The sequence below is a fragment of the Streptomyces triticirhizae genome (assembly GCF_003696235.1).
GTDB lineage: Bacteria > Actinomycetota > Actinomycetes > Streptomycetales > Streptomycetaceae > Streptomyces > Streptomyces triticirhizae.
The window spans coordinates 1-23,319 of the sequence record NZ_RFFJ01000097.1; the positions used below are offsets into that span (position 1 = coordinate 1).

The window sequence follows — 23,319 nt, forward strand, 5'->3', positions numbered from 1 at the left end:
CGCTCGCCCGCCGCCCGCAGCTCCACCAGCGCGGCGGCGGCCAGGTCGGTCGCGGCGGCGCGGGCCGCCGCGTCGGTCAGGCCCCGGGAGCGCAGCGCCCCCAGCACGGTGGTCAACGCCATCGCCTGCGCGTCGGTGAACTCGGCGGCCAGCCGCGCCCGTTCGTCGGCGACCGCGCGGCCCACGCCCAGCTTGGCCGGCTCCATCCGCGCGTTGAGCGTGGCGATATGGACGCTGGTCAGCTGCCACAGCAGCCACGCGATCCGCCGCCGCGCCGGCTCAGGCGCGCGGTCCTCGTCGAGCACCACGGCCAGCAGCGCCCCGGCGGAGCCGCTCGGCCGGGCGGGAACGGCCAGCACGGGGTGGCGCTCGCCGGCGGGGCCGAGTGCGGCGCGGTCGAGGCACGGCTCGTCCATGGCGACATCCTCGGCCAGCCGCCGCAGCTCGGCCAGCGCCCCGGGGCCGGTCAACGTCCCGTCGCCGTGCCACTTCAGCGCGGAGGCGGCGCAGTCGCCGGTGAGCAGCAGCAGGGTGTGGTGCGGCACGACCTCGGCCAACGCCTCCGACAGCCGCCCGAGCACCTCGGGCAGCGGCGCCCGTAGCAGGCCGACGACGCCGGTCAGCAGCCGCTCCGGATCGGCCCAGCAGTCCCGGCTCGCCGGGCCCTTCGCCGGGACCGTCTCCGCGTTCGTCTCCGCGTTCATGGGGCCGACCCTAGACGGCCGGCGCGCGACCGTGCCCGCTCCTTCGGCCGGTCCCGACCCGCTCCAACGGGCGGTCCGGCGGACGGTGTTGACCGGCGAGGCTCGGTTCCCGGCCGTGCCGACCACGGTCGGACGGCACCACGAAGGCCGGACCGCACCAACGACCGGGAGAACGACCATGCCCCTCGACCGCGCCCTGCTCACCGACCTCGGCCTGCTGGTGGGCCGCCTCGGGATCGGCGTCATCCTCTTCGCCTACGGCTGGCAGAAGCTCACCGACTGGACCGTCGAGGGAACGGCGGAGATCATGTCCGGCGGCGGGGTGCCGCTGCCGACGCTCAGCGCCTACTTCACCACCTGGGTCGAACTGCTCGGCGGGGCCGCGCTGGTGCTCGGGGCCGCCGTGCGGCTGGCCGCGCTGGCCGGCGCCTTCGTGATGGCCGGGGCCTTCGTCTATGTGCACGGCGGCAACGGCATCTATGTGGACGGGGACGGCTACGGCTTCGTGCTGGCGATCGGCGTCACCTGCCTGCTGCTGGCCGCGACCGGCGCCGGGCGGCTCTCCGTCGACCACCTGCTGGCCGGCCGGCTGCCCTCGCCGATGGGGCGGTCCGGCGCGCGGGCCCGGGCGGGGGCGGGGAGCGCGAGGTGAGCCCGGGGCGCCGGGCGGGCGCCGGCTGGAGCTGGTTCGCGCGGGGCGTGCGGGGGGACGCCGGGCGTGCGGGGTTGCCGAGCGCCGTGCCGAACTCCCCTGCCGCGCTGGCCCGTTGAGGCTCCTCACCGGCCCCCGGGGGCGGGCGTTGTCAGTGGTCTCCGCTACTCTTCCGCGCACCGTCGAGATGCCGGGGAGCCGGGGTGCTCGCGGGAGACCGCAACCGCCCGTCAGCAGGTGAAGGAGTCAGATGCGCATAGGTATCACCGGCCACCGGGGGCTGCCGGAGGACGTCGCGACCCGGGTGCGGGCCGGGCTCCGCGCCGAGTTGGCGCGCCAGGCGCCGCACGAGTTGGTGGGCGTCTCGTGCGTGGCCGACGGGCCGGACAGCTGGTTCGCCCGCACGGTGCTGGAGTTGGGCGGGCGCGTCGAGGTGGTGATCCCGGCGGACGACTACCGGGGCGTGCTGCCCGCCTGGCACCACGCGGAGTACGACGCCCTGGTGGCCGCCGCCGACGCGGTCCACCGCACCGGGCTCGCGACCGCCGACGACCGGGCGTTCATGACCGCGAGCGAGGTCATGGTGGGGCTGGTCGACCGGCTGCTGGCCGTCTGGGACGGCGAGCCGGCGCGCGGCTTCGGCGGCACCGCCGACGTGGTCGCCTACGCGCACCGGGTCGCGCTGCCCGTCCGCGTCCTGTGGCCGGAGGGCGCGGTGCGCGGCTGAGACGACGACGGGGGCCGGGGCCGACGCGGCCGGGGCCGGGGCCGACGCGACGGGGGCCGTCCTCCCCGCGAGGGCCGGGGCGCCCTGCCGGCCCCGCCGCCCGGTCACCATCGGGCCAACCCCCCGGGGCGGATGGGGACAACCCGAGGACGGCGGCGCTCAACCCGACGGCCACGACCGGCCGTTGACCGCCCTCAGCCGCCAACCGCCCCCGGCGTCGGACGCTACTCGGGCCGCGCCCCTTCCCTGCCGAGCCGCTCGCCGGCGATCGTCTCGTGGTGGCGAATGACCTCGGCAATGATGAAATTGAGCAGCTTCTCGGCGAAGGCCGGATCGAGCTTGGCGTTCTCCGCCAACTGGCGGAGCCGCTCGATCTGCCGGGTCTCGCGGGCCGGGTCGGCCGCCGGCAGGTCGTGGTCGGCCTTGAGGCGGCCGACGCGCTGGGTGCACTTGAAGCGCTCGGCCAGCATGTGGACCACGGCCGCGTCGATGTTGTCGATGCTGTCGCGCAGTGCGACCAGCTCGGCGGCCACACTCTCGTCCAGACCGGCGGGCGTCCCGGGCCCGTCGCTGCTCTTCTCCATGGTCACACCCTATGTCCGGCGTCTCCACCCCGGGCCGGGGCCGCCGCTTTCGAGCGGGCGGGCGCGCGGGGGTCCCAGGGTCAGGTCCTCATCTCGCCCTCCCTTTGCGGGCGTTAAGCGGGCGCGTCCTAGGATGAGGGCGCCCCACCCGCCGCTGGCCCATCCCGGCCACCGCCCGAGGACTTCGAGGTTGCGCGATGGAACCGCTGACCGCAGGTGACCCACCATCCGTCGGGCCGTACCGGCTGTTGGGGAGGCTGGGCGCCGGCGGGATGGGCGAGGTCTTCCTCGGGCGCGGGCCCGGGGGCCGGCTCACCGCCGTCAAGCTGATCCACGCCCAGCTGGCCGCCGACGCCGAGTTCCGACGTCGTTTCCAACGCGAAGTGGCCGCCGCGCGGCGGGTGAGCGCCGACTGGACCGCGCCGGTGCTGGACAGCGACACGACCTCGGCGGTGCCGTGGGTCGCCACCGGCTATCTGCCGGGGCCCTCGCTCCAGCAGGTGGTGGACGACATCTTCGGGCCGCTGCCCGAGGAGACGGTCTGGTCGCTGGCCCACGGCCTGGCCAGGGCACTCGCCGACATCCACCGAGCCGGGCTGGTGCACCGGGACCTCAAGCCGTCGAACGTACTGGTCACCCTGGAGGGGCCCCGGGTCATCGACTTCGGGATCGCCCGCGCCGTGGACGCCAGCCAGGTGACGCGGACCGGTTCCCTGGTCGGCTCCCCCGGCTTCATGCCGCCGGAGCAGATACGCGACGAGTCGCTCACCGGCGCCGCCGACGTGTTCGCGCTGGGCGCCGTGCTCGGCTTCGCCGCCACGGGCGTCGCGCCGTTCTCGGCCGGGCGGCCGCCGGTGCACACCGCGCTCTACCGGGTGGTTCACGAGGAGCCCGAACTCGGCCCCGACGACGGCCCGTTGACCGGCGCGCTGCGGGAGCTGGTCGCGCGGTGCCTGGCCAAGGACCCGGCGGAACGGCCTTCGGTGGCCGAGGTCGTCGGGGCGACGGCCGGCCCCGGTCGCGCGGCCGTGGACGCGGAGAGCGGGCTGTGGCTGCCGGCCACGTTGACCTCCCGGCTGGGCCGCGAGGCCGCCGGGCTGCTCGCCCTGGACGGCCCCTCGGCCACCTGGATCGACGCCCCGCCCCAGACGCCACCCCCGACGCCGCCGCCGCCGGGCCCGCCCGCGTTCGCCGACGTCCCCACGGCAACGGGCCCCCGCCCACCGAGCCGGTCGCGGCGCCCGGTGCTGATCGCGGCGGCCACGGCGGTCGTCGTCCTGGCCGCCGCCGTGACCTGGGCGGTCACCCGCCCCTCGGACGGCGACGACACCGCATCCGGCAGCACGGCCGACAAGCTCGCCCCCTCCGACTCCGCCACGTCCCCCGCGCCCGATCGGGACGACGACGCACGGGACGACGCACGGGACGACGACCCGTCCGACGACGAGGAGCGCCCCGGGGACCGCTCGGCGCCGCCGCACGAACTGCTGCCGGCCGAGATCCGGGAGGCGGGCGAGATCACGGTGCGCACCGCCGCCGACTATCCGCCGTTCCTCTCCCACGGCGACGGCGACGATGTCGTCGGCGTGGAACCCGACCTGGCGGCGGAGATCGGCGCGCTGCTGGGCGTGGAGTTCCGCTACCAACGGGCCGACTACGGCTCGTTGCTGCGCCAGATGCACACGGAGATCGCCTCGGGTCAGGATTCCGTGGGCCTCGCGATGGGCGCCGTCCCGATCGACCGGGAGTCGGAGCCGGCCGAGAACCTGAACTTCGTCCACCACCTCTCGGACGGCTGGGTGTTGGTGGCCCCCGAGGGCCGCCCGAACACCCTGGGCGAGCTGTGTGACGCGACGCTCGCGACCTGGGACTCCCCCGCGATGGAGGAGTATCTGGCCGGCTGGTCCGAGGAGGCCGGCTGCGCGAGCCCGCCCGAGGTCTCGGGCCACGACGAGCTGGGCCCCATGCTGATCGAGGTGTCCGACGGCGACGCGGACGCGGCGCTCATGCTCCGGGGCAGCTTCATCGGCCTGCGCCACGCCGCCGAGTCCAACGGCATGGCGGCCGGCGAGCCGCTGCTGCACATTCCGCGCGCCATCGCGGTGAGCGGCGGGGACCCCGACGTCCAGAACGCCCTCGTCGAGGCGCTGAACACCCTGATCGAGAACGGCACCTACGCGGAGGTCCTCCGCCACTGGGGCGCCGAGACGCTGGCGGTCGACGAGATCACGGTGGACGTCTTCGACGACACGGCGGTGCGGTAGGGCCTGGCCGGCCGGACACCCGCCCCGGCCTCAACGGCCCGGAAGATTCTGCTCGTTCGGCGTCTCCGCCACCGGGGATTCGTTCAGAATCCTGATGAGCTTCTTCAGGTGCGTTCCCCGGCACGAGCCCAACTGGACCACCACCGGGTCGTTGTTGTCCAGGTACATGTCCATGTAGCGCGAGTCCACGCCGATATCGAGCATCCGGATACCGTGCCGCCGGACGGCCTTCTCCAACTCGGCGACCAGCTGAAGCGGGTCCTCCTCATCAAACCGCAGGTCGATTTCGTCGCTGCGCAGGTAGATCATCATCGCTGACTCCCCGGTGGTTCGGCGAACTGTGGCCAAGCCGCGCCCGTGCCGTCTCGATCCGGTCCTGGAACGAGACGGCACTGGCGCGCGCTACAAGGTTCGCCGCGCGGGGCGGAGTTGGACGCCGTGAACGGGGTACCCCACGTGGGACTTCGGGGTACCCCGACACCGCCCCGGGGTTAACCTTGGCCTACGTTGCTGCCGACTCTCCGGGCGGGCCATGGACGACCGCACAGCCAAGCGCACCGGCTACCCACTGACAATCCCCGGTGCCCTGTTGGAGAGTGACGCGATGCGGAGGGCATGTGCCACGCGCGACTTCCGGGAGATCTTCCGGCTCGTGAACCGCCGGACGGGTTCGAGCTATGCGGACATGGCTGCCGCCGTCGGGAAGATGACCAGTTCACGCGTGGGGGACATCATCAGAGGTGTCCGAGGGGTGCGCGGACAAGGCGTCATCGAACGGATCTGCGACGGATTCGGAATCCCCGGGGCGATGCTCGGAGTGCCGGAACGTCCCTGGGAAAGCTCTCCACGTGATCGTCGCACCAACGCTCCGCCACCAGAATTCGACGACCTCGACACGGGCGATCTGGACGAAATGATTCGGCGTGACTTCATGCGGCTGATGAGCGTAGCGAACGTTGCTGTCGCCGCACCTCAACTGACCTCGCGGAATGTGAGCGAGCACCCCGACGTCGGCGGCTCCTACCAGCGCATGAACTCCCATCTCTGGCGCGCCTTCGGACTCTCCACGACCAAGGGCACGGTCTATCCGGCGGTGCGCGCTCAACTGACGGAACTCACCGGCAGCATGAGGAAGGTGACCGACGGAAAGCAGCACAGGCAGCTGTGCGCCGCCGCCGGCAGCCTCTTCCAACTCGCGGGTGAGATCCAGTTCGACGCCGACCGATACTCCGAAGCGGCCCACAGCTACACCCTGGCCGCGAGCGCGAGCAAGGAGGCCGGAGAATTTGATCTGTGGGCGTGTGCCCTCACCCGGCTTGCTTTCGTCGGGCTGTATGACCGGGAGTACAGCGCCACCGTCCCCCTGCTCGAATCCGCCGCCCATGTCGCTCAGCGGGGCGACGCACAACTCTCCACGCGTTACTGGATCTCGGCCGTGCAGGCCGAGGTGTTCGCGAAGCTCGGTGACTACGGTTCCTGCCGTCGCGCCCTGGACAGAGCGGGTGACGTTCGGGCCCTCTCCGGCACGGTGCACAACGGAGGCTGGTTGCGCTTCGACGGCTCCAGGCTGGCCGAGGAACGCGGCACCTGCTTCGTCGCCTTGCGTCGCCCCGACCTTGCCGAGGCAGCGTTGACCGAGGCGCTCAACCAGCCCCTGTCCGCACGTCGACGCGTGGGGGTGCTCACCGACCTCGCCGTGTTGGGGATTCAGCGCCGGGACGTGGACATGGTCCTCACCCATACGCGGGCGGTGGTGGAGCTGTCCCGCCAGACCAGGTCGGGCTACGCCGGGCGGAGACTACGGTCGGTCAGGGCGCGGCTGACGCCGCTTCTGCCCGATCGACGCGTCTCGCAACTGTGGGACGAGATCGGAACACTTGAGAGGGAGCTGGCATGACGGAAGAGGCGGGTCGCGCCTTTCGGGCAGCGTGGATCGCCGGGGTCAGGAAGCACTTCCCGGGCGAGCCGAAGCCCGGCTATGTCGCGCCGTGGGAGGACACCCCGGAGTGGGAACGGGAGGCCGCCGCCGCCGTGTGCCAGCAGATCCGGCAGTTCGCTGAGGTCAGTGCGGGGAGCACCGGGAAACTGACTCGGGAGCAGAAGGGCAGGTTCGTGGCAATCTGCTGGGTGGCGCAGATCCACAAGCACTTCGAGGCACCGAAGCCGAGCTATGTCGCCGACTGGGAGTCGCTTCCGGAATGGCAGCGCCAGACCGACATGGACATCTTCGAGGCCATCGAGTGAGACCCCACGCCGCGGGTCAGCGGGGGCCCCGGCCGCACCCGTTCACCGGCCGCCCCCGGCCGCCGGCCCGTCCGTTCGCCGGCCCGCCCGTTCACCGGATCGCGCCCGCCGCCAGGCCGGCGGCCAGTCGCCGCTGCACCGCCACGAAGAAGATCAGCACCGGCAGCGTGATCAGCGTCGAACCGGCCATCACCGCGCCCCAGTCGGTGCTGTACTGGCCGAAGAAGCGGTGCAGCCCGACGGCCGCCGTGTACTTCGCGTCGTCCTGCATGAACACGAACGCGAAGACGAACTCGTTCCACGCCACGATGAACGCGAAGACACTGGTGGCCACCAGCCCCGGCGCGACCAGCGGCAGCAGCACCGAGCGGAACATCCGCCACCAGCCGCACCCGTCCAGATAGGCCGCCTCCTCCAACTCCTGCGGCACGGCCGCCACGAAGCCCCGCAGCGTCCAGATCGCGAACGGCAGCGAGAACGCCAGATAGACGATCGTCAGCCCGAGCAGGCTGTTGAGCAGCCGCAGGTCGCGCATCTGGAGGAAGAGCGGGATGACCAGCGCCTCCAGCGGCACCATCTGCACCACCAGGACCATGACCAGCACCTTGGTCCGCATCCGGAAGCGGAAGCGGGCCACGGCGACGGCGGCGAACAGCGCCAGCAGCCCGGAGAGCAGTACCGTTCCCAGCCCCACCAGCGCCGAGTTGGTCAGGTAGCGGCCGAACTCGCCGGTGTCCAGCACATAGCGGAAGTGGTCCAGCGTCAGCCCCTCGGGCAGCACCGCCGCGCCCCGGTGGTCGGCGCCCGGGTCGAAGGCCGAGGAGACCATCCAGTACACGGGGAAGAGGGTGAACGCCAACAGCGCCGCGACCGCAGCCCCCAGCCCCAGCCGCCGCCACGGTCCCGTCCTGGTCACAGCTGATCGCCCTCCCTGGCCAGCGCCTTCACATAGCCGACGGTGATGGCGAGCAGCAGCAGCGTCAGCAGCACCGCGATCGCCGAGCCCATTCCGTACTCGTTGCGGCTGAACGACTGGATGTAGGACCAGACCCCGAGGTTGAGCACGTCGGGGTTGGCCCCTGAGCCGCCCGGCATGAGGTAGATCTGCGCGAACACCTTGAAGTCCCAGATGGTGGAGAGGATGGTGACCACCGCGAAGACCGGCCTGATGGTGGGCACGGTGATCCGCCAGAACCGCTGCCAGGCGTTCGCCCCGTCCATCAGCGCGGCCTCCGGCAGCTCCCTGGGGATGGTCAGCAGCGCCGCGTAGAGGGTGACGGCGACGAACGGGAAGCCGTGGTGCACCACGTTGAGGGTGGCGATGGCGTAGAACGACCAGCGGTCGGTGAACCAGTTGGTCTCCCTCGGCTCGATCGCGCCCACCGCGTCCAGTCCGCCGCTGACCACGCCGTTGAGCGGGTCGAAGATCCAGATCCAGACATAGGTGCCGGTGACCGCCGGCATCGCCCAGGCCATCATGATCACCGTGGAGCAGATCACCCGCCAGGTCTTCCCCAGCCGTTGGAGCAGCAGCGCGACCAGGGTGCCGACCACCACCGTGAGCACCACGCAACTGACCGCGAAGAGCACGGTGTTGGGCAGCACGGTGGTCCACAGGAAGGAGTCGCCGAGGATCTCCCGGTAGTTGTCCAGACCGGTGTAGTTCGACTCGCCGGTGTTGATCTGCCGCAGCCCGTACTCCTGGAACGACAGCGACACCACCCGCACCAGCGGCCAGAACAGCAGCACCGCCAGCACCCCGAGGGCGGGCGCCAGCAGCAGCCAGGGCCGCAGCGCCCGCACCCGGGCCGCGCGGCGCGCGGCCCGGGTGCGTTCGTCCGCCCGCGCGCTCCCCGCCCGTGCGGTTCCCGCCTCAGCCGGCAAAGGTCTCGTCCATGGCGGCGGCGGCCTCGTCGGCGGCCTCCCGCACGGTCGCCTCGCCGGAGAGGATGGCCTGAAGCATTCGCGGCAGCACCTGTTCGCCCTGGATCGCGCCGTACTTCTCGGTCACCGGCAGGTTGGCCCCGGCCTCCGACATCTGCTGGGCGAACGGCGCGACCAGCGGGTCGTCCCGCTCCTGGACCTCCTCAAGGAGGCTCTGCTGGCCGGGGAAGTAGCCGGACTGCTCGGCCCAGCTCGCGGCGAACTCCCCGGTGCTCATCAGGGTGATCAACTCCCAGGCCAGGTCGGGCTCGGAGCTGTTGAAGTCGCCGAGCAGCGAGCCGCCGACGAACGACGGGCTGAAGCCGCCGTCCCGGCCCGGGATCGGCACCACGCCGATCCGGTCGGCCCAGCTCGGGTCGGCCTCCAGCAGGGTGGCGATGGTCCAGTTGCCGTTGATGACCATGGCGGCCTCGCCGTTCTGGAAGCTCTCCAGCTGGTCGGTCTCCAGCCAGGTCTCGGCGGCGGCCACCGACAGGCCGTGCTCGGTGGCCAGCGAGGTGTAGAACTCGATGCCCTCGATCGCCTCCGGCTCGTTGACGGTGGAACGCCAGCCGCCCTCCCCGTCCGGCTCGGCGACGTCGCCGCCGGCGCCCCAGATGAACGGGTCGAGCCCGTACTCGCCGCCGCCGGAGACCGGGAACGGGATCATGTCCGGCTCAAGCTCGCGCAACGCCAGCCCCACGTCGCGGAGTTCGTCCCAGGTGGTCGGGGGTTCGAGGCTGTGCTCGGCGAACACGTCGGCGCGGTAGATCAGCGAGCGCACGCCGGCGTACCAGGGCATCCCGTAGGTCGCGCCGTCCACCGTTCCCGCGTCGTACAGGCCGGGCACCAGGTCGTCGGCGAGGCCGTCCTCCTCGATGCGGGGCGCGAGGTCGGCCAGCGCGCCCGCCGCGCCGAACTCCGGCGCCCAGGTGGTGCCGATCTCCGCCACGTCGGGCAGCTCGCCGCCGGCCATGGCGGTGGTGATCCGGTCGTGGGCGTCCGCCCACTGGATGAACTGCACGTCCAGCGCGACGCCGGTGCGCTCCTCGAACTCGGCCTGGAGCGCCTCGACATAGGGCCCGGCGTCCGGGTTGGTGCCGTCCATGATCCACAGCTGGAGCGCGTCGGGCTCGCCGCCCTCGTCCCCGCCGCAGGCGGTGACCGCGCCGAGCGTCAGGGCCGCCACGGCGGCCACCAGCCGCCGACGCCTGGCCCGCGCGCCGCCCCTGCCGGAAGCGCCGCCTCTGCCGGAAGCGCCGCCTCTGCCGGAAGTGTGCGCCATCCTCGTCCCCCATCCTCACCGTTGGTGATCGGTTGGTGATCCGGTCGTGCGGAAGCGTTGATGGTGACAGCGCTGTCCAGCGCGGGCAAGGTCCACACATCACGGATCAACACCGTTTGTGGGCTGGACCTTTGGCGAGGAACGACGCGCGACGGAACCCGATCGGGCCCGACCGCGTCCCATCGGAACACGCAAAGGGAGGTACGTCGTGCGAAACAAGATGATCGTGCCCACTGTCGCGGTGGCCGGCCTGCTTCTGGCCGGCTGTGGCTCCGATTCCGGCACGTCCGACGGGGCCGAGCCCGAGGACCCGGCGGCCAGCGCCCCCGAGGACCCGGGCGGCCCCGGCGACGAGGAGCCGGACGACGGCGGCGCCGACGGCGGCGGCCAGGCCGGCGGCGGCGACCAGACCGCCGACGCGGCCTTCGACGCCCGAGCCGAGGAGGTGGCCGCCAGCTGGCCCGAGCCGCCGGCGCCGGCCGAGCCGAACGACCAACTCGCCACGCTGCACGGGATGTCGCCCGCCGAGCCGAGCAACGAGGAGCTGACCGTCCACGTCCCCCACGGCCAGTGCGACGACGACTTCGGCGCCTGGGTGGAGGAGACGGACGAGCTGGTGATCGTGGGCGGCTGGATCGAGCCCGACCCGACCGTGGACGCCTGCGTCGAGATCCTCCTCGTGGACGAGGTCCCGGTCGCGCTGGGGTCCGAACTGGGCGAGCGGACCGTGGTCGACGCGGTCTCCGGCCAGGAGCTGAACGTCGTCGACGAGGGCTGACCCCGCCCGTTCCCCGACGGACGCGGCACCGGAACGCGACGGCGCCCGCCCTCGGTCGGGGAGGGGCGGGCGCCGTCAGTGTCCGCACGTCGTTGTGCGGCACGGATGGGGGCCGGCCCCCGGCGGGCGGGGACCGGCGGGTGGTCAGACCGCCAGCGAGCGGTCGGTGGGCCGGATCGGGTAGGGCAGCGTGGACTCGCCGGTCAGGTAGCGGTCCACGCCCCGGGCCGCCGCGCGGCCCTCGGCGATCGCCCACACGATCAGCGACTGGCCACGACCGGCGTCGCCGGCGACGAAGACGCCGTCGACATTGGTCGCGTAACTGGCGTCCCGCGCGATGTTGCCCCGGGCGTCCAGCTCCAGGCCGAACTGCCGCACCAGGCCGTTCTCCTGGTCGGTCCCCGTGAAGCCCATGGCCAGGGTGACCAGCTGCGCCGGGATGCGCCGCTCGGTGCCGGGCTTCTGCTCCAGCCTGCCGTCCTTGAACTCCACCTCGACCAGGTGCAGCCACTGGACGTTGCCGTCCTCGTCGCCCTCGAAGTGGGTGGTCGAGACGGAGTAGACCCGCTCGCCGCCCTCCTCGTGCGCGGAGGTCACCTTGTAGAGCATGGGGAACGTCGGCCACGGCTGGTGGGCCTGCCGCTCCTCGGAGGGGCGCGGCATGATCTCCAGCTGGGTGACGGATGCGGCGCCCTGCCGGTGCGCGGTGCCCACGCAGTCGGCGCCGGTGTCGCCGCCGCCGATGACGACGACGTGCTTGCCCTCGGCGGTGATCGGGGAACGGGTGAGGTCGCCCTCCTGCACCTTGTTGGCCAGCGGCAGGTACTCCATGGCCTGGTGGACGCCGTTCAACTCCCGCCCGGGGACGGGCAGGTCGCGCGGGGTGGTGGCGCCGGCGGCGATCACCACGGCGTCGTGGCGCTTGCGGAGCTTGGTGGCGTCCAGGTCGCGGCCGATCTCCACCTCGGTGCGGAACTTGGTGCCCTCGGCGCGCATCTGCTCGATGCGGCGGTTGAGGTGGCGCTTCTCCATCTTGAACTCGGGGATGCCGTAGCGCAGCAGCCCGCCGATCCGGTCCGCCCGCTCGTAGACCGCGACGGTGTGGCCGGCGCGGGTGAGCTGCTGGGCGGCGGCCAGCCCCGCCGGGCCCGAGCCGATCACGGCGACGGTCTTTCCGGAGAGCCTCTCCGGCGGCTGCGGGGTGACGTCGCCGGCCTCCCACGCCTTGTCGATGATGGTCACCTCGACGTTCTTGATGGTGACCGCCGGCCGGTTGATGCCCAGCACACAGGCCGACTCGCAGGGCGCGGGGCACAGCCGCCCGGTGAACTCCGGGAAGTTGTTGGTGGCGTGCAGCCGCTCGCTGGCCGCCGCCCAGTCGCCCCGGTAGGCGTAGTCGTTCCACTCGGGGATGAGGTTGCCCAGCGGACAGCCGCTGTGGCAGAACGGCACGCCACAGTCCATGCAGCGGCCGGCCTGCTTGCTGATCACCGGGAGCAGCGAACCGGGAACGTAGACCTCGTTCCAGTCCTTGACGCGCTCGGCGACCGGGCGGGTCTTGGCGACCTCGCGCTGGGTGGTGAGAAAGCCCTTCGGATCAGCCATGGGTCGCCGCCTCCATCATCTTCTCGTGGGTCTCGGACTCGCTGAGTCCCGCTCGCTCGGCGGCGTCCTTGGCGGCGAGCACGGCCTTGTAGGTGGTGGGCATGATCTTGCTGAACCGGGCCAGCGCGCTGTCCCAGTCCTTCAGCAGCCGGTCGGCGACCGTGGAGCCGGTCTCCTCGGCATGGCGGCGCAGCACGTCGCGCAGCCACTCCTGGTCGGTGGCGTCCAGCGGTTCGATCGCCACCATTCCGTCGTTGACCAGGTCCGGATCGAGATCGACCACATAGGCGACGCCGCCGGACATGCCGGCCGCGAAGTTCCGCCCGGTGTCGCCCAGCACCACGGCCCGGCCGCCGGTCATGTACTCGCAGCCGTGGTCGCCCACGCCCTCGGCGACGACGGTGGCGCCGGAGTTGCGGACGCAGAACCGCTCACCGACCCGGCCGCGCAGGAAGATCTCGCCGCCGGTCGCGCCGTAGGCGATGGTGTTGCCGGCGATGGTGGAGAACTCCGGCAGGTGGTCGGCGCCCCGGTCCGGCCGGACCACCAGCCGGCCGCCCGAGAGACCCTTGCCGACGTAGTCGTTGGCGTCGCCCTCCAACCGGAGCGTCACTCCGCGCGGCACGAAGGCGCCGAACGACTGGCCGGCCGAGCCGGTGAAGGTGATGTCGATCGTCCCGTCCGGCAGCCCGGCGCCGCCGAACCCGCGGGTCACCGCGTTGCCCAACATGGTGCCCACGGTGCGGTTGATGTTCCGGATGGCGACCTGCGCGCGCACCGGCTGGGCGTCCTCGGCCCGCTCGGCGGACAGCGCGTCGGCGGCCAGCCGGATCAGCTCGTTGTCCAGCGCCTTGGCGAGGCCGTGGTCCTGCTCGACGACCGCGCGGCGGGCCGCGCCCTCGGGCAGGTCCGGCACGTGCAGCAGCGGGGCGAGGTCCAGGCCCTGGGCCTTCCAGTGGTCGACCGCCCGGGAGACGTCCAGCAGCTCGGCGTGGCCGATCGCCTCGTCGAGGCTGCGGAAGCCCAGCTCGGCCAGCAGCTCGCGGACCTCCTCGGCGATGAACTCGAAGAAGTTCACCACGAACTCGGGCTTGCCGGTGAACCGCGAGCGCAGCTCCGGGTTCTGGGTGGCGATGCCGACCGGGCAGGTGTCCAGGTGGCAGACCCGCATCAGCACACAGCCGGAGACCACCAGCGGCGCGGTGGCGAAGCCGTACTCCTCGGCGCCGAGCAGCGCCGCGATCAGCACGTCGCGGCCGGTCTTCAGCTGGCCGTCGGTCTGCACCACGATGCGGTCCCGCAGCCCGTTGAGCAGCAGCGTCTGCTGGGTCTCGGCCAGGCCCAACTCCCAGGGCCCGCCCGCGTGCTTGAGCGAGGTCAGCGGCGAGGCGCCGGTGCCGCCGTCGTGCCCGGAGATCAGCACCACGTCGGCGTGCGCCTTGGAGACGCCGGCGGCGACGGTGCCCACGCCCACCTCGGAGACCAGCTTCACGTGGATGCGGGCCGCCGGGTTGGCGTTCTTCAGGTCGTGGATCAGCTGCGCCAGGTCCTCGATCGAGTAGATGTCGTGGTGCGGCGGCGGCGAGATCAGGCCGACGCCCGGCGTGGAGTGCCGGGTCTTGGCGACCCACGGGTAGACCTTGTGGCCGGGCAGCTGGCCGCCCTCGCCGGGCTTGGCGCCCTGCGCCATCTTGATCTGGATGTCGTCCGCGTGCACCAGGTACTCGCTGGTGACGCCGAACCGGCCCGAGGCGACCTGCTTGATCGCGCTGCGCCGCTCCGGGTCGACCAGCCGCTCCGGGTCCTCGCCGCCCTCGCCGGTGTTGGACTTGGCGCCCAGCCGGTTCATGGCGATGGCCAGCGTCTCGTGCGCCTCACGCGAGATGGAGCCGTAGCTCATCGCGCCGGTGGAGAACCGCTTGACGATCTCGCTGACCGGCTCGACCTCCTCCAGCGGCACCGGCGGGCGGGCGCCCTCCCTCAGCCGGAACAGCCCGCGCAGCGTCATCAGCCGCTCGGCCTGCTCGTTCACCCGCTGGGTGTACTGGCGGAAGATGTCGTAGCGGCCCTCGCGCGTCGAGTGCTGGAGCCGGAAGACCGCCTCCGGGTCGAACAGGTGCGGCTCGCCCTCGCGGCGCCACTGGTACTCGCCGCCGATGTCGAGGGTGCGGTGCGCCGACGCCACGCCCGAGACCGGGTACGCCTTGGCGTGCCGGGCGGCGACCTCGCGGGCGATCACGTCCAGGCCGGCGCCGCCGATCTTGGTGGTGGTGCCGTGGAAGTACCGGTCGACGAACGCCTCGTCCAGGCCGATCGCCTCGAAGACCTGCGCGCCCCGGTAGGAGGCGACGGTGGAGATGCCCATCTTGGACATCACCTTCAGCACGCCCTTGCCGAGCGCCCTGATCAGGTTCCGGATGGCGGTCTCGGCGTCCACGTCCGGCAGGTAGGTGCCCCGGGCGACCAGGTCCTCGACGGTCTCCATGGCCAGGTACGGGTTGACGGCTGCGGCGCCGTAGCCGATCAGCAGCGCCACGTGGTGCACCTCGCGCACGTCGCCCGCCTCGACCAGCAGCCCCACCTGGGTGCGCTGCTTGGTGCGGATCAGGTGGTGGTGCACGGCCGAGGTGAGCAACAACGACGGGATCGGCGCGTGCTCGGCGTCCGAGTGCCGGTCGGAGAGCACGATGACCCGCGCGCCCTCGGCGATGGCCGCGTCGGCCTCGGCGCAGATCTCGTCCAGCCGCCGGGCCAGCGCCTCGCCGCCGCCGGCGACCCGGTAGAGCCCGGAGAGCGTGGTGGCGGCGAAGCCGGGCAGGTCGCCGTCGGCGTTGACGTGGATGAGCTTGGCCAGCTCGTCGTTGTCGATCACCGGAAACGGCAGCGTCACGCTGCGACAGGACGCGGGCGTAGGCTCCAGCAGGTTGCCCTGCGGGCCGAGCGCGGAGAGCAGCGAGGTGACAAGCTCCTCCCGGATCGCGTCCAGCGGCGGGTTGGTGACCTGCGCGAACAGCTGGGTGAAGTAGTCGAAGATCAGCCGGGGCCGGTCGGAGAGCGCGGCGATCGGGGTGTCGGTGCCCATCGAGCCGATGGGCTCGGCGCCGGTCCTCGCCATCGGCGTCAGCAGGACGCGCAGCTCCTCCTCGGTGTACCCGAAGGTCTGCTGGCGGCGGGCGACCGAGGCGTGGGTGTGCACCACGTGCTCGCGCTGCGGCAGGTCGGCCAGCTCGATCAGGCCGTCCTGGAGCCACTCCGCGTAGGGGTGCTCGGCGGCCAGCGACTCCTTGATCTCGTCGTCCTCGATGATCCGGTGCTCGGCGGTGTCCACCAGGAACATCCGGCCCGGCTGGAGGCGGCCCTTGCGCACCACCCTGGCCTGGTCGATGTCCAGCACGCCGACCTCGGAGGAGAGCACCACGAAGCCGTCGTCGGTGACCCAGTAGCGGCCGGGACGCAGCCCGTTGCGGTCCAGCACGGCGCCGACCTGGACGCCGTCGGTGAACGTAACACAGGCCGGGCCGTCCCAGGGCTCCATCATCGTGGAGTGGTACTGGTAGAACGCCCGCCGGGCCGGGTCCATCGAGGGGTGGTTCTCCCACGCCTCGGGCACCATCATCAGCACCGCGTGCGGCAGGGAACGGCCGCCCAGGTGCAGCAGCTCCAGCACCTCGTCGAACGTCGCCGAGTCGGACGCCTCGGGCGTGCAGATCGGGAAGAGCCGCTCCAGCCGCTCGGGGTCCCCGAACAGCCCGGTGGCCAGCTGCGACTCCCGCGCCCGCATCCAGTTCCGGTTGCCCTGCACGGTGTTGATCTCGCCGTTGTGCGCGACGAAGCGGTACGGGTGGGCCAGCGGCCAGGACGGGAAGGTGTTGGTGGAGAACCGCGAGTGCACCAGCGCGATGGCGCTGGTCAGCCGGCGGTCGGAGAGGTCCGGGTAGAACGGCTCCAGCTGCCCGGTGGTCAGCATCCCCTTGTAGACGATCGTGCGGCTGGAGAGCGAGGGGAAGTAGATCCCGGCCTCGCGCTCGGCGCGCTTGCGCAGCGCGAAGACGATGCGGTCCAGGTCCAGGCCGGTGCGCCCGTCCCCTTCGTCGGCGACGAAGAGCTGCCGGAAGACCGGCATCGTCTCGCGGGCCGCCGCGCCCAGCAGCTGCGGTGCGACGGGCACCTCGCGCCAACCCAGAACGGAGAGGCCCTCCGCGTCGGCGATCTCCTCGACCCGGGCGACGGCGGCGTCCCGCTCGGCCTCGTCGGTGGGGAGGAAGGCCAGGCCCACGGCGTAGCCGCCGACGGGCGGCAGCTCGAAGGGGACGTTCTCCCTGAGGAAAGCGTCCGGGATCTGGATCAGGATGCCGGCACCGTCGCCGGTGTCCGGGTCAGAGCCGGTGGCCCCACGGTGTTCGAGATTGCGCAGGACGGAAAGCGCCTGGTCAACCAGTTGATGGCTGGCCTCGCCGGTGAGAGTGGCCACGAAGCCGACACCACAGGCGTCGTGCTCGTTGCGCGGGTCGTACATCCCCTGCTTAACCGGGTGGGACGCAGAACGCATCGGCTCTCCCGTCGTCGTCTTGGTCTGTTGGCTTCCGAGGGACGACGTTGGCCCTGGCGTTGCTTAAATTTTCACGCAGGTTACACGATGACCGGATTCCCGGGAAGCGGATACCGCAGTCCACGATACGGACTTTGTCGTGGGGGGAACGCGCCGGAGATGGAGCGAAATGCCCCCTCCTGGTCGCCTGGCGCCGCGGACGCCGCTGTCCGTAGGGCGTCCTGGCACATGCCCGTCGTCCTCGAAGTGAAACCAGCGAGAAACAAAAGCTCACCTCGAAGCACGCCAAATGGACCAACAGGGCCCATGAACGGCGTATTCCCGACTCGGACCGATCTTGACCGGTCTTGGGTGGTCTCGGTGAGGCCGTCGTCCAGGGTAGGTCAACCGACGGCCGTGTCGAAGACCGCGCCCAGCAGATAGGTCAGCCCGGCAGCGGCCGCGCCCAACGCCAGCTGCCGCAGGCCGCTGAACCACCAGGGCCGCGCGGTGACCCGGGCCACCAGCGCACCGCAGACGAACAGGCCGACCAGCGCGACCAGCACGGCGGGCCAGAGCGAGGCGGCGCCCAGCAGATAGGGCGCCACGGGCAGCAGCGCGCCCAGCGCGAAGGCGCCGAACGAGGAGGCCGCGGCCACCAGCGGCGAGGGCAGGTCGGCCGGGCCGACGCCCAGCTCCTCCCTGGCGTGGATCTCCAACGCCTGCTCGGGATCGACCGACAGCTGCCTGGCCACCTCCCTGGCCAGGCCGGGCTCGACGCCCCTGGCCTCGAACACCCCGGCCAGCTCGGCCAGCTCGTCCTCCGGGTGGCGGGTCAACTCGGCCCGTTCGACCGCCAGCTCGGCGAGGACCAGCTCGCGCTGGGCGGCCACGGAGGTGTACTCCCCCGCCGCCATCGAGAAGGCACCGGCCGCCATGCCGACCATTCCGGCGACGACGATCGTCCGCGAGGAGGCGGAGGAGCCGGCGACGCCGCTGATCAGCCCGAAATTGGAGACCAGCCCGTCCATCGCCCCGAAGACGGCGGGCCGCAGCCAGCCGCCCCGCACGTCCCGATGCTGGTGGTGCGCCTCTGCCCCGGCCATCCCGCCGCCCTTCGCTCTCGCCCGGGGCCCGGGGCTACTTCTCGGTGGACTTCGCCGTCGTGACGCCCTCGTCGGCGTTCTCGGCGGCCTCGGCGTTGTCGGCGTTCTCGGAGGCCGACGCGTCGGCCTCCTCCTCGGACCGGTCGGCCGACGCCTCCGCGTCCGGCTCCGCCGGGGGCTTCACCTTGTCCAGGGTCGTGGCCTGGGCCATCTCCCGCTTCGCCGCCGCCTCGGCGGGGTCCTCCGCCACCGTGGACCCGGGCCCCTCGGCGCCGGCCGCCTCCCCGTCGGCCTCGGCGCCCTCGGCGCCGGGACCGTCCGCGCCGGGGCCGTCCGCGTCGTCCGGGCGAGGCTCGACGTTCTCCTCGCGGCCGGGGCGGCTGCGGGCGGAGAGGACCAGATAGGCGACGGCGGCCAGGAAGACGACGATGGCGGTCCAGTTGTTGAGCCGCAGGCCCAGGAACTCGTGCGCCTCGTCGATCCTCAGGTACTCGATCCAGAACCGGCCCACCGTGTACGCCGCGACATACAGCGCGAACGCCCGCCCGTGGCCCAGCCGGAACCTGCGGTCGGCCCAGATCACCAGCAGGCCGACGCCCAGGCACCACAGCGACTCGTAGAGGAACGTCGGGTGGAACGTCCCGGTGTCCAGGCCGTTGTCGATCTCGACCGCCCACGGGAGGTCGGTCTCGCGGCCGTACAGCTCCTGGTTGAACCAGTTGCCCCAGCGCCCGATGGCCTGGGCGAACGCGATGCCGGGGGCGATCGCGTCGGCCATCGGCGGGAGCGCGATGCCGCGTCGGCGGCAGGCGATCCAGGCGCCGAGCGCGCCGCCGGCGATCGCGCCCCAGATGCCGATACCGCCGTCCCAGATCTTGAACGCGTCGACGGGGTCGCGCCCCTCGCCGAAGTACAGCTGGTTGTCGGTCACCACGTGGTAGATCCGCGCCCCGACCAGGCCGAACGGCACGGCCCAGACGGCGATGTCGGCCACCGTTCCCGGCTGGCCTCCGCGTTGTACCCAACGCCGGCCACCCAGCCAGATGGCCAGGAAGACGCCGATGATGATGCACAGCGCATAGCCGCGCAGCGGCAGGGGCCCCAGCTCGATCTCGCTGGTGCCTGGACTGGGGATGCTGGCAAGGATCTCCATGGTGGAGCCGACGCTACCGTGCCCCGGCTCCCCAACGGAATCCGGAGGGCGGGTTGACCGAACCGTGTCCTGGCGCGCGGGCCGGCGGCCCGGCTCAGCCCGCCATCTCGGCCACGCGTTCCCGCAGGTGCTCGGGGGTCAGCGGGTCGCCGCCCTGGCCCAGGCGCTCGCCGTTGAGCAGCACCGTGGGGGTCGCGTTGTACTCGCCGTCCAGGAAGTCCGCGTTGGAGCGGCTCACCCAGTCGTCGTGGGTGCCGTCCCGCACGCAGGTGCGGAAGGTCTCGTTGTCGAGCGGCTCGATCTCCCGGGCCAGCTCGATCAGTCGGGACTTGTCGGCGAAGGCGTCGTCGGTCTCCGCCGGCTGGTTCTGGAAGAGCACGTCGTGGTACTCGGGGAAGGCGCCCTGGTCGCGGGCGCAGGCGGCGGCGTTGGCGGCGTAACGGGAGCCGCTGCCGCGCATGTTGCCGTCGATGATGGTGACGAGGTGGTAGTCGACGCGGAGCTGGCCGGCCTCGGTCAGCTCGTTGACGGTGGAGCGGAACGCGTTCTCGAACTGGGCGCAGGCCGGGCAGCGGAAGTCCTCGTAGACGGTCAGCACGGCCGGTGCCGAGCGTTCCCCGACGGCGATGGGGGCGGCCGCCGGGCCCGCGTTGTCGTCGTCGTTGCCGCCGCCGGCCGCGAGGAAGCCGGCGCCCGCCGCGATGGCCAGGACCAGCGCGGCGATGCCGCCGATCTTGACCAGCCGCAGCCGGCGCTCCCCGGCGCGCTGCCGCTCGCGTTCCTCCCGCAGTCGCTCCCTGGCGCTGCGCTGTGCCTGCTGTTGTGCCTGTGGGTTCCGTGCGCTCACGCCTGGCCAAACGACACCGGGCCGGCCAGGACACGCCCCGGAACGGGCGCGTCCAGCCGGGCGGGGCTCGGTGACGCGGCACGGGAGCGGTCGTTCCCCCTGGTGTGAGATCTCCGAGCGTTGAGCCCCCGGGCGTGCGGCAGGTGACCCAGCAGGATGTGAAGGGCGAGGTGGGGGCGGGTCCGCCGCCCGCGCCGGCGGAGGCCGAGCCGCCGGACGCCGGGTGGCGCGGGGAGCTGGTGGCCGCCGCCGTGGCGGCGGTGCTCTTCGCCGCCTCGGCCGTGATCGGCACGGCCCTCAACGACGGGGACCGGCTGCGGCTCCAGTCACCGCCGCTGCTGGCGAGCTGGTCGCCGCACCTGGGCCCTGGCACGGTGCCGGCGCTGCTGGCGGCGGGGATCGGGGTGCTCTACGGGCCGACGTTGGCGCGCCGGCTGCCGTGGCGGGCGCTGCTGGTGGCTAGTTGGGCGGCGGCGACGGGCTGGCTGTTGGTGCTGGCGTGGATCGACGGCTGGCACCGGGGCGTGGTCAACAACCTGGAGACCAAGCACGAGTATCTGCGGTCGGTCGACGAGATCAACGCGATGCCGGGCTGGGGCCACTTCCTGGACGGCTTTGTCGCGCGCATCCCGATCGACGCGGTGGACAACTGGCCGGCGCATGTGGCCGGTCACCCGCCGGGCGCCACGTTGACCTTCGCGCTGTTGGACCGGATCGGGCTGCACGGCGGGATCTGGGCGTCGATGTTCTGCGTGCTGTGGGCGGCGAGCGTGCCGGCCGCCGTGCTGGTGACCGTGCGGGTGCTGGCGGGGGAGCGGCTGGCGCGGCGGGCGGCGCCGTTTCTGGTGTGGGCGCCGGCGGCGGTGTGGCTGGGGGTTTCGGCGGACGCGTACTTCGCGGCCGTGGGCGCCTGGGCGGTGGCGCTGTTGGCGCTGGCGGCGCGCGGGCGGTCGCGTGCGCCGGGGTGGCGCTGGCGGGGCGCGGCGTTGGGTTCGGGCCTGCTGTTCGGGCTGCTGTGCTACCTGTCCTACGGGTTGACGCTGATGGCGCTGGTCGGGGTGGCGGTGCTGCTGTTGACGCGGGAGTGGCGGCCGGTGCCGTATGTGCTGTGGGGCGTGGCGGTCTGGGTGGTGGCGTTCACGGCCGGGGGCTTCTGGTGGTACGAGGGCTATCAGGTGCTGGTCGAGCGGTACTTCGCCGGCGCGGGCGGCCAGCGCCCCTACGGGTACTTCGTGTGGGCGAACGTCGCCGCCCAGGTGTTGACGGTGGGGTTGGCGACGGCGGCGGCGCTGTGGCAGTGGGGGCCCCGACTGGTGGGCTCGCTGCGGGGGTTGGCGCCGGGGCGGCGGGCGCCTGAGGGGTATCGGGCGTTGGTGGTGCTGGTGGCCTCGGCGGTGTGCGCGCTGCTGGTGGCGGACCTGTCGGGGATGAGCAAGGCGGAGACGGAGCGGATCTGGCTGCCGTTCGTGGTGTGGCTGCTGCCGGTGACGGCGCTGCTGCCGCGGCGGCGGGCGCGGTGGTGGTTGGCGGCCCAGGTGGTGATGGCGCTGCTGGTCAACCACCTGTACCGGACGACCTGGTGAGGCTGCCGGCGCCGCCGCTGCCCCGCTTCGGCGAAGGACCGCACGACGCGCGGACGGCGACGGCGGTGGGGCGTTGGCTGGGCAGACGGTGACGCCGCTGCGCCCGTCGAACCTGTTGGCGCCGCGCGATCCGGAGCCGGGCACGGCGGGCACCCGGCAGGGGCTGCCGATCAACCGCAGCGCGGCGGCGGCCGGGGTCGACGCGGCGGAACTGACCTCTCCCGACTGGCGGTTGACGGTGGTCGGCGAGCGCGAGGACCGGCTGTCGCTGGACGCGCTGCGGGCGTTGCCGCAGCGCACGGAGCGGCTGCCGATCGCGTGTGTGGAGGGGTGGAGCGCCTCGGCGGAGTGGACCGGGGTGCGGCTGGCGGACCTGGTGGAACGGGTGGGCGCCGGGGACGGGGCGTCGGTGCGGGTGGTCTCGGCGCAGCGGAGCGGCGGCTACCGGGTGATGGAGATGCCGGCCGCGTATGTGCGGGACCCGTTGACACTGCTGGCGCTGCGGCTCAACGGGGAGGTGCTGAGCCTGGACCACGGCTTCCCGGCGCGGATCATCGCGCCGAACCGGCCCGGGGTGTGGCAGACGAAGTGGGTGGCGCGGATCGAGGTGCCGCGGTGAGCGTCGGAGGGCTGCGGTGAGCGGGGTGCGGGCCGGTCAACTGGCGCTGTCGGGCGTCGGGTTGGTGCTGCTGGCGGCGGGCGTTCGGCCGCTGTGGACGGCCACGGAGGCGGGCGTCCCCGCGCGGGTGGGCGGCTGGCTGCTGGGGGTGCTGCTGGCGCACGACCTGCTGCTGGCGCCGCTGGTGGTGCTGGTGGGCTGGGCGATCCGGCGGGCGCCGGGGCGCGGGGCGCTGCGCGCGGGGCTGCTCACGGGCGGCTGTCTGGTGCTGGTGGCGTTGCCGCCGCTGCTGCGGCGGAACGACGCGCGCTATCCGACGTCGCTGCCGCTGGACTGTCCGCGCGGGCTGGCCGTGGCGCTGGGGGTGGTGGCGCTGCTGACGGCGGCGGGGATGGCGCGTCACCTGTGGACGGCGCGGGGCGCGCGGCGGGGGCGCGGGTAGCGGGACCGGGGCGTGCGTACTCCCCCGGTCCGCCGGAGCGGACCGGGGGTCCTGGGGATGCTCTTACGGATGTCAAGCAGCGGCTCTTAGCGGTTGATCAGGAGTCGTTGCGCGGGTGTTTTGCCTGGTGAGGGCGTGGAAGACGTCGCGGGCGACGTAGCGTTTGAGGCAGCGCATGATCTCCTTCTTCGACATCCCTTCCTTCGTGCGCCGTTCCACGTAGGTCTTGGTTCGCTGGTCCCAGCGCAGGCGGCAGATGACGATGCGGTGCAGAG

The 23,319-nt window shown here is 72.5% G+C and carries 19 protein-coding genes and 2 pseudogenes; 9 read left to right on the forward strand and 12 right to left on the reverse strand.

The window, feature by feature from the left end:
- Positions 1 to 704 (reverse strand): annotated as a pseudogene (locus EBN88_RS17435) (helix-turn-helix transcriptional regulator); the annotation flags it as partial.
- A 178-nt stretch (positions 705 to 882) separates the two neighbouring features.
- Between EBN88_RS17435 and EBN88_RS17440 the strand changes: the two are divergent.
- Positions 883 to 1,356 carry a DoxX family protein gene (locus EBN88_RS17440; RefSeq protein ID WP_122184817.1) on the forward strand — a complete coding sequence of 158 codons (474 nt, stop codon included), beginning with the start codon at positions 883 to 885 and terminating at the stop codon, positions 1,354 to 1,356.
- Positions 1,357 to 1,606: 250 nt separating this feature from the next.
- Entirely contained in the window at positions 1,607 to 2,083 is a 477-nt protein-coding gene (locus EBN88_RS17445; protein ID WP_122184818.1) for a hypothetical protein, read from the forward strand.
- 224 nt (positions 2,084 to 2,307) lie between these two features.
- Here EBN88_RS17445 and EBN88_RS17450 read toward each other — a convergent pair whose 3' ends face one another.
- Positions 2,308 to 2,667: a chorismate mutase gene (locus tag EBN88_RS17450; protein WP_122184819.1), complete on the reverse strand. Its 360-nt coding sequence runs from the start codon at positions 2,665 to 2,667 to the stop codon at positions 2,308 to 2,310.
- Between the two features lie 197 nt (positions 2,668 to 2,864).
- Between EBN88_RS17450 and EBN88_RS17455 the strand changes: the two genes are divergently transcribed.
- The gene (locus EBN88_RS17455) at positions 2,865 to 4,931 is read left to right on the forward strand and encodes a serine/threonine-protein kinase (RefSeq protein WP_122184820.1); all 2,067 of its coding nucleotides are present in this window, start codon (positions 2,865 to 2,867) and stop codon (positions 4,929 to 4,931) included.
- Positions 4,932 to 4,961: 30 nt separating this feature from the next.
- On the opposite strand, the gene EBN88_RS17460 is transcribed toward EBN88_RS17455, so the two are convergent.
- A complete protein-coding gene (locus tag EBN88_RS17460; protein ID WP_122184821.1) occupies positions 4,962 to 5,243 on the reverse strand; it encodes a hypothetical protein in 282 nt (93 codons plus the stop codon).
- Between the two features lie 220 nt (positions 5,244 to 5,463).
- On the opposite strand from EBN88_RS17460, the gene EBN88_RS31255 reads away from it, so the two are divergent.
- On the forward strand, positions 5,464 to 6,828 hold the full coding sequence (locus tag EBN88_RS31255) for a transcriptional regulator (RefSeq protein ID WP_199742404.1): 1,365 nt from the start codon (positions 5,464 to 5,466) through the stop codon (positions 6,826 to 6,828).
- Positions 6,825 to 7,175, forward strand: a complete 351-nt coding sequence (locus tag EBN88_RS17470; RefSeq protein WP_122184822.1) for a hypothetical protein — start codon at positions 6,825 to 6,827, stop codon at positions 7,173 to 7,175. Before EBN88_RS31255 ends, EBN88_RS17470 begins: the two co-directional genes overlap by 4 nt.
- A gap of 91 nt (positions 7,176 to 7,266) precedes the next feature.
- Here the strand turns inward: EBN88_RS17470 and EBN88_RS17475 are convergent, their stop codons facing one another.
- From EBN88_RS17475 to EBN88_RS17485, 3 genes are read right to left on the reverse strand one after another with little or no spacing between them, the layout of a single operon-like run.
- Complete coding sequence (locus tag EBN88_RS17475; protein WP_122184823.1) at positions 7,267 to 8,091, reverse strand: carbohydrate ABC transporter permease; 825 nt, start codon at positions 8,089 to 8,091, stop codon at positions 7,267 to 7,269.
- Positions 8,088 to 9,059 carry a carbohydrate ABC transporter permease gene (locus tag EBN88_RS17480; protein ID WP_122184824.1) on the reverse strand — a complete coding sequence of 324 codons (972 nt, stop codon included), beginning with the start codon at positions 9,057 to 9,059 and terminating at the stop codon, positions 8,088 to 8,090. Before EBN88_RS17480 ends, EBN88_RS17475 begins: the two co-directional genes overlap by 4 nt.
- Positions 9,049 to 10,383, reverse strand: a complete 1,335-nt coding sequence (locus tag EBN88_RS17485) for a sugar ABC transporter substrate-binding protein (RefSeq protein ID WP_122184825.1) — start codon at positions 10,381 to 10,383, stop codon at positions 9,049 to 9,051. Before EBN88_RS17485 ends, EBN88_RS17480 begins: the two co-directional genes overlap by 11 nt.
- Positions 10,384 to 10,591: 208 nt before the next feature.
- Between EBN88_RS17485 and EBN88_RS17490 the strand changes: the two genes are divergently transcribed.
- Positions 10,592 to 11,161 carry a hypothetical protein gene (locus EBN88_RS17490; protein ID WP_122184826.1) on the forward strand — a complete coding sequence of 190 codons (570 nt, stop codon included), beginning with the start codon at positions 10,592 to 10,594 and terminating at the stop codon, positions 11,159 to 11,161.
- A gap of 144 nt (positions 11,162 to 11,305) precedes the next feature.
- On the opposite strand, the gene EBN88_RS17495 is transcribed toward EBN88_RS17490, so the two are convergent.
- The 5 genes from EBN88_RS17495 to EBN88_RS17515 form a co-directional block, all read right to left on the reverse strand.
- On the reverse strand, positions 11,306 to 12,766 hold the full coding sequence (locus tag EBN88_RS17495; protein WP_122184827.1) for a glutamate synthase subunit beta: 1,461 nt from the start codon (positions 12,764 to 12,766) through the stop codon (positions 11,306 to 11,308).
- On the reverse strand, positions 12,759 to 17,315 hold the full coding sequence (gene gltB / locus EBN88_RS17500) for a glutamate synthase large subunit (RefSeq protein ID WP_122184828.1): 4,557 nt from the start codon (positions 17,313 to 17,315) through the stop codon (positions 12,759 to 12,761). Before gltB ends, EBN88_RS17495 begins: the two co-directional genes overlap by 8 nt.
- 383 nt (positions 17,316 to 17,698) lie before the next feature.
- A complete protein-coding gene (locus tag EBN88_RS17505) occupies positions 17,699 to 18,400 on the reverse strand; it encodes a VIT1/CCC1 transporter family protein (RefSeq protein WP_122184829.1) in 702 nt (233 codons plus the stop codon).
- A 34-nt stretch (positions 18,401 to 18,434) separates the two neighbouring features.
- Positions 18,435 to 19,553: a prolipoprotein diacylglyceryl transferase gene (lgt, locus tag EBN88_RS17510; protein WP_122184830.1), complete on the reverse strand. Its 1,119-nt coding sequence runs from the start codon at positions 19,551 to 19,553 to the stop codon at positions 18,435 to 18,437.
- A gap of 94 nt (positions 19,554 to 19,647) precedes the next feature.
- Positions 19,648 to 20,400 (reverse strand): DsbA family protein, encoded by a 753-nt coding sequence (locus EBN88_RS17515; protein WP_233580755.1) that lies wholly within the window; start codon positions 20,398 to 20,400, stop codon positions 19,648 to 19,650.
- A gap of 134 nt (positions 20,401 to 20,534) precedes the next feature.
- On the opposite strand from EBN88_RS17515, the gene EBN88_RS17520 reads away from it, so the two are divergent.
- The 3 genes from EBN88_RS17520 to EBN88_RS17530 all read left to right on the forward strand — a co-directional run bounded on the left by EBN88_RS17520 (position 20,535) and on the right by EBN88_RS17530 (position 23,044).
- Positions 20,535 to 21,983 (forward strand): hypothetical protein, encoded by a 1,449-nt coding sequence (locus tag EBN88_RS17520; protein WP_325052766.1) that lies wholly within the window; start codon positions 20,535 to 20,537, stop codon positions 21,981 to 21,983.
- 73 nt (positions 21,984 to 22,056) lie between these two features.
- Positions 22,057 to 22,602 (forward strand): molybdopterin-dependent oxidoreductase, encoded by a 546-nt coding sequence (locus EBN88_RS17525; protein WP_122184831.1) that lies wholly within the window; start codon positions 22,057 to 22,059, stop codon positions 22,600 to 22,602.
- 16 nt (positions 22,603 to 22,618) lie between these two features.
- Entirely contained in the window at positions 22,619 to 23,044 is a 426-nt protein-coding gene (locus tag EBN88_RS17530; RefSeq protein WP_122184832.1) for a hypothetical protein, read from the forward strand.
- A gap of 72 nt (positions 23,045 to 23,116) precedes the next feature.
- On the opposite strand, the pseudogene EBN88_RS31970 reads toward EBN88_RS17530, so the two are convergent.
- A pseudogene (locus EBN88_RS31970) lies at positions 23,117 to 23,319 on the reverse strand (IS110 family transposase); the annotation flags it as partial.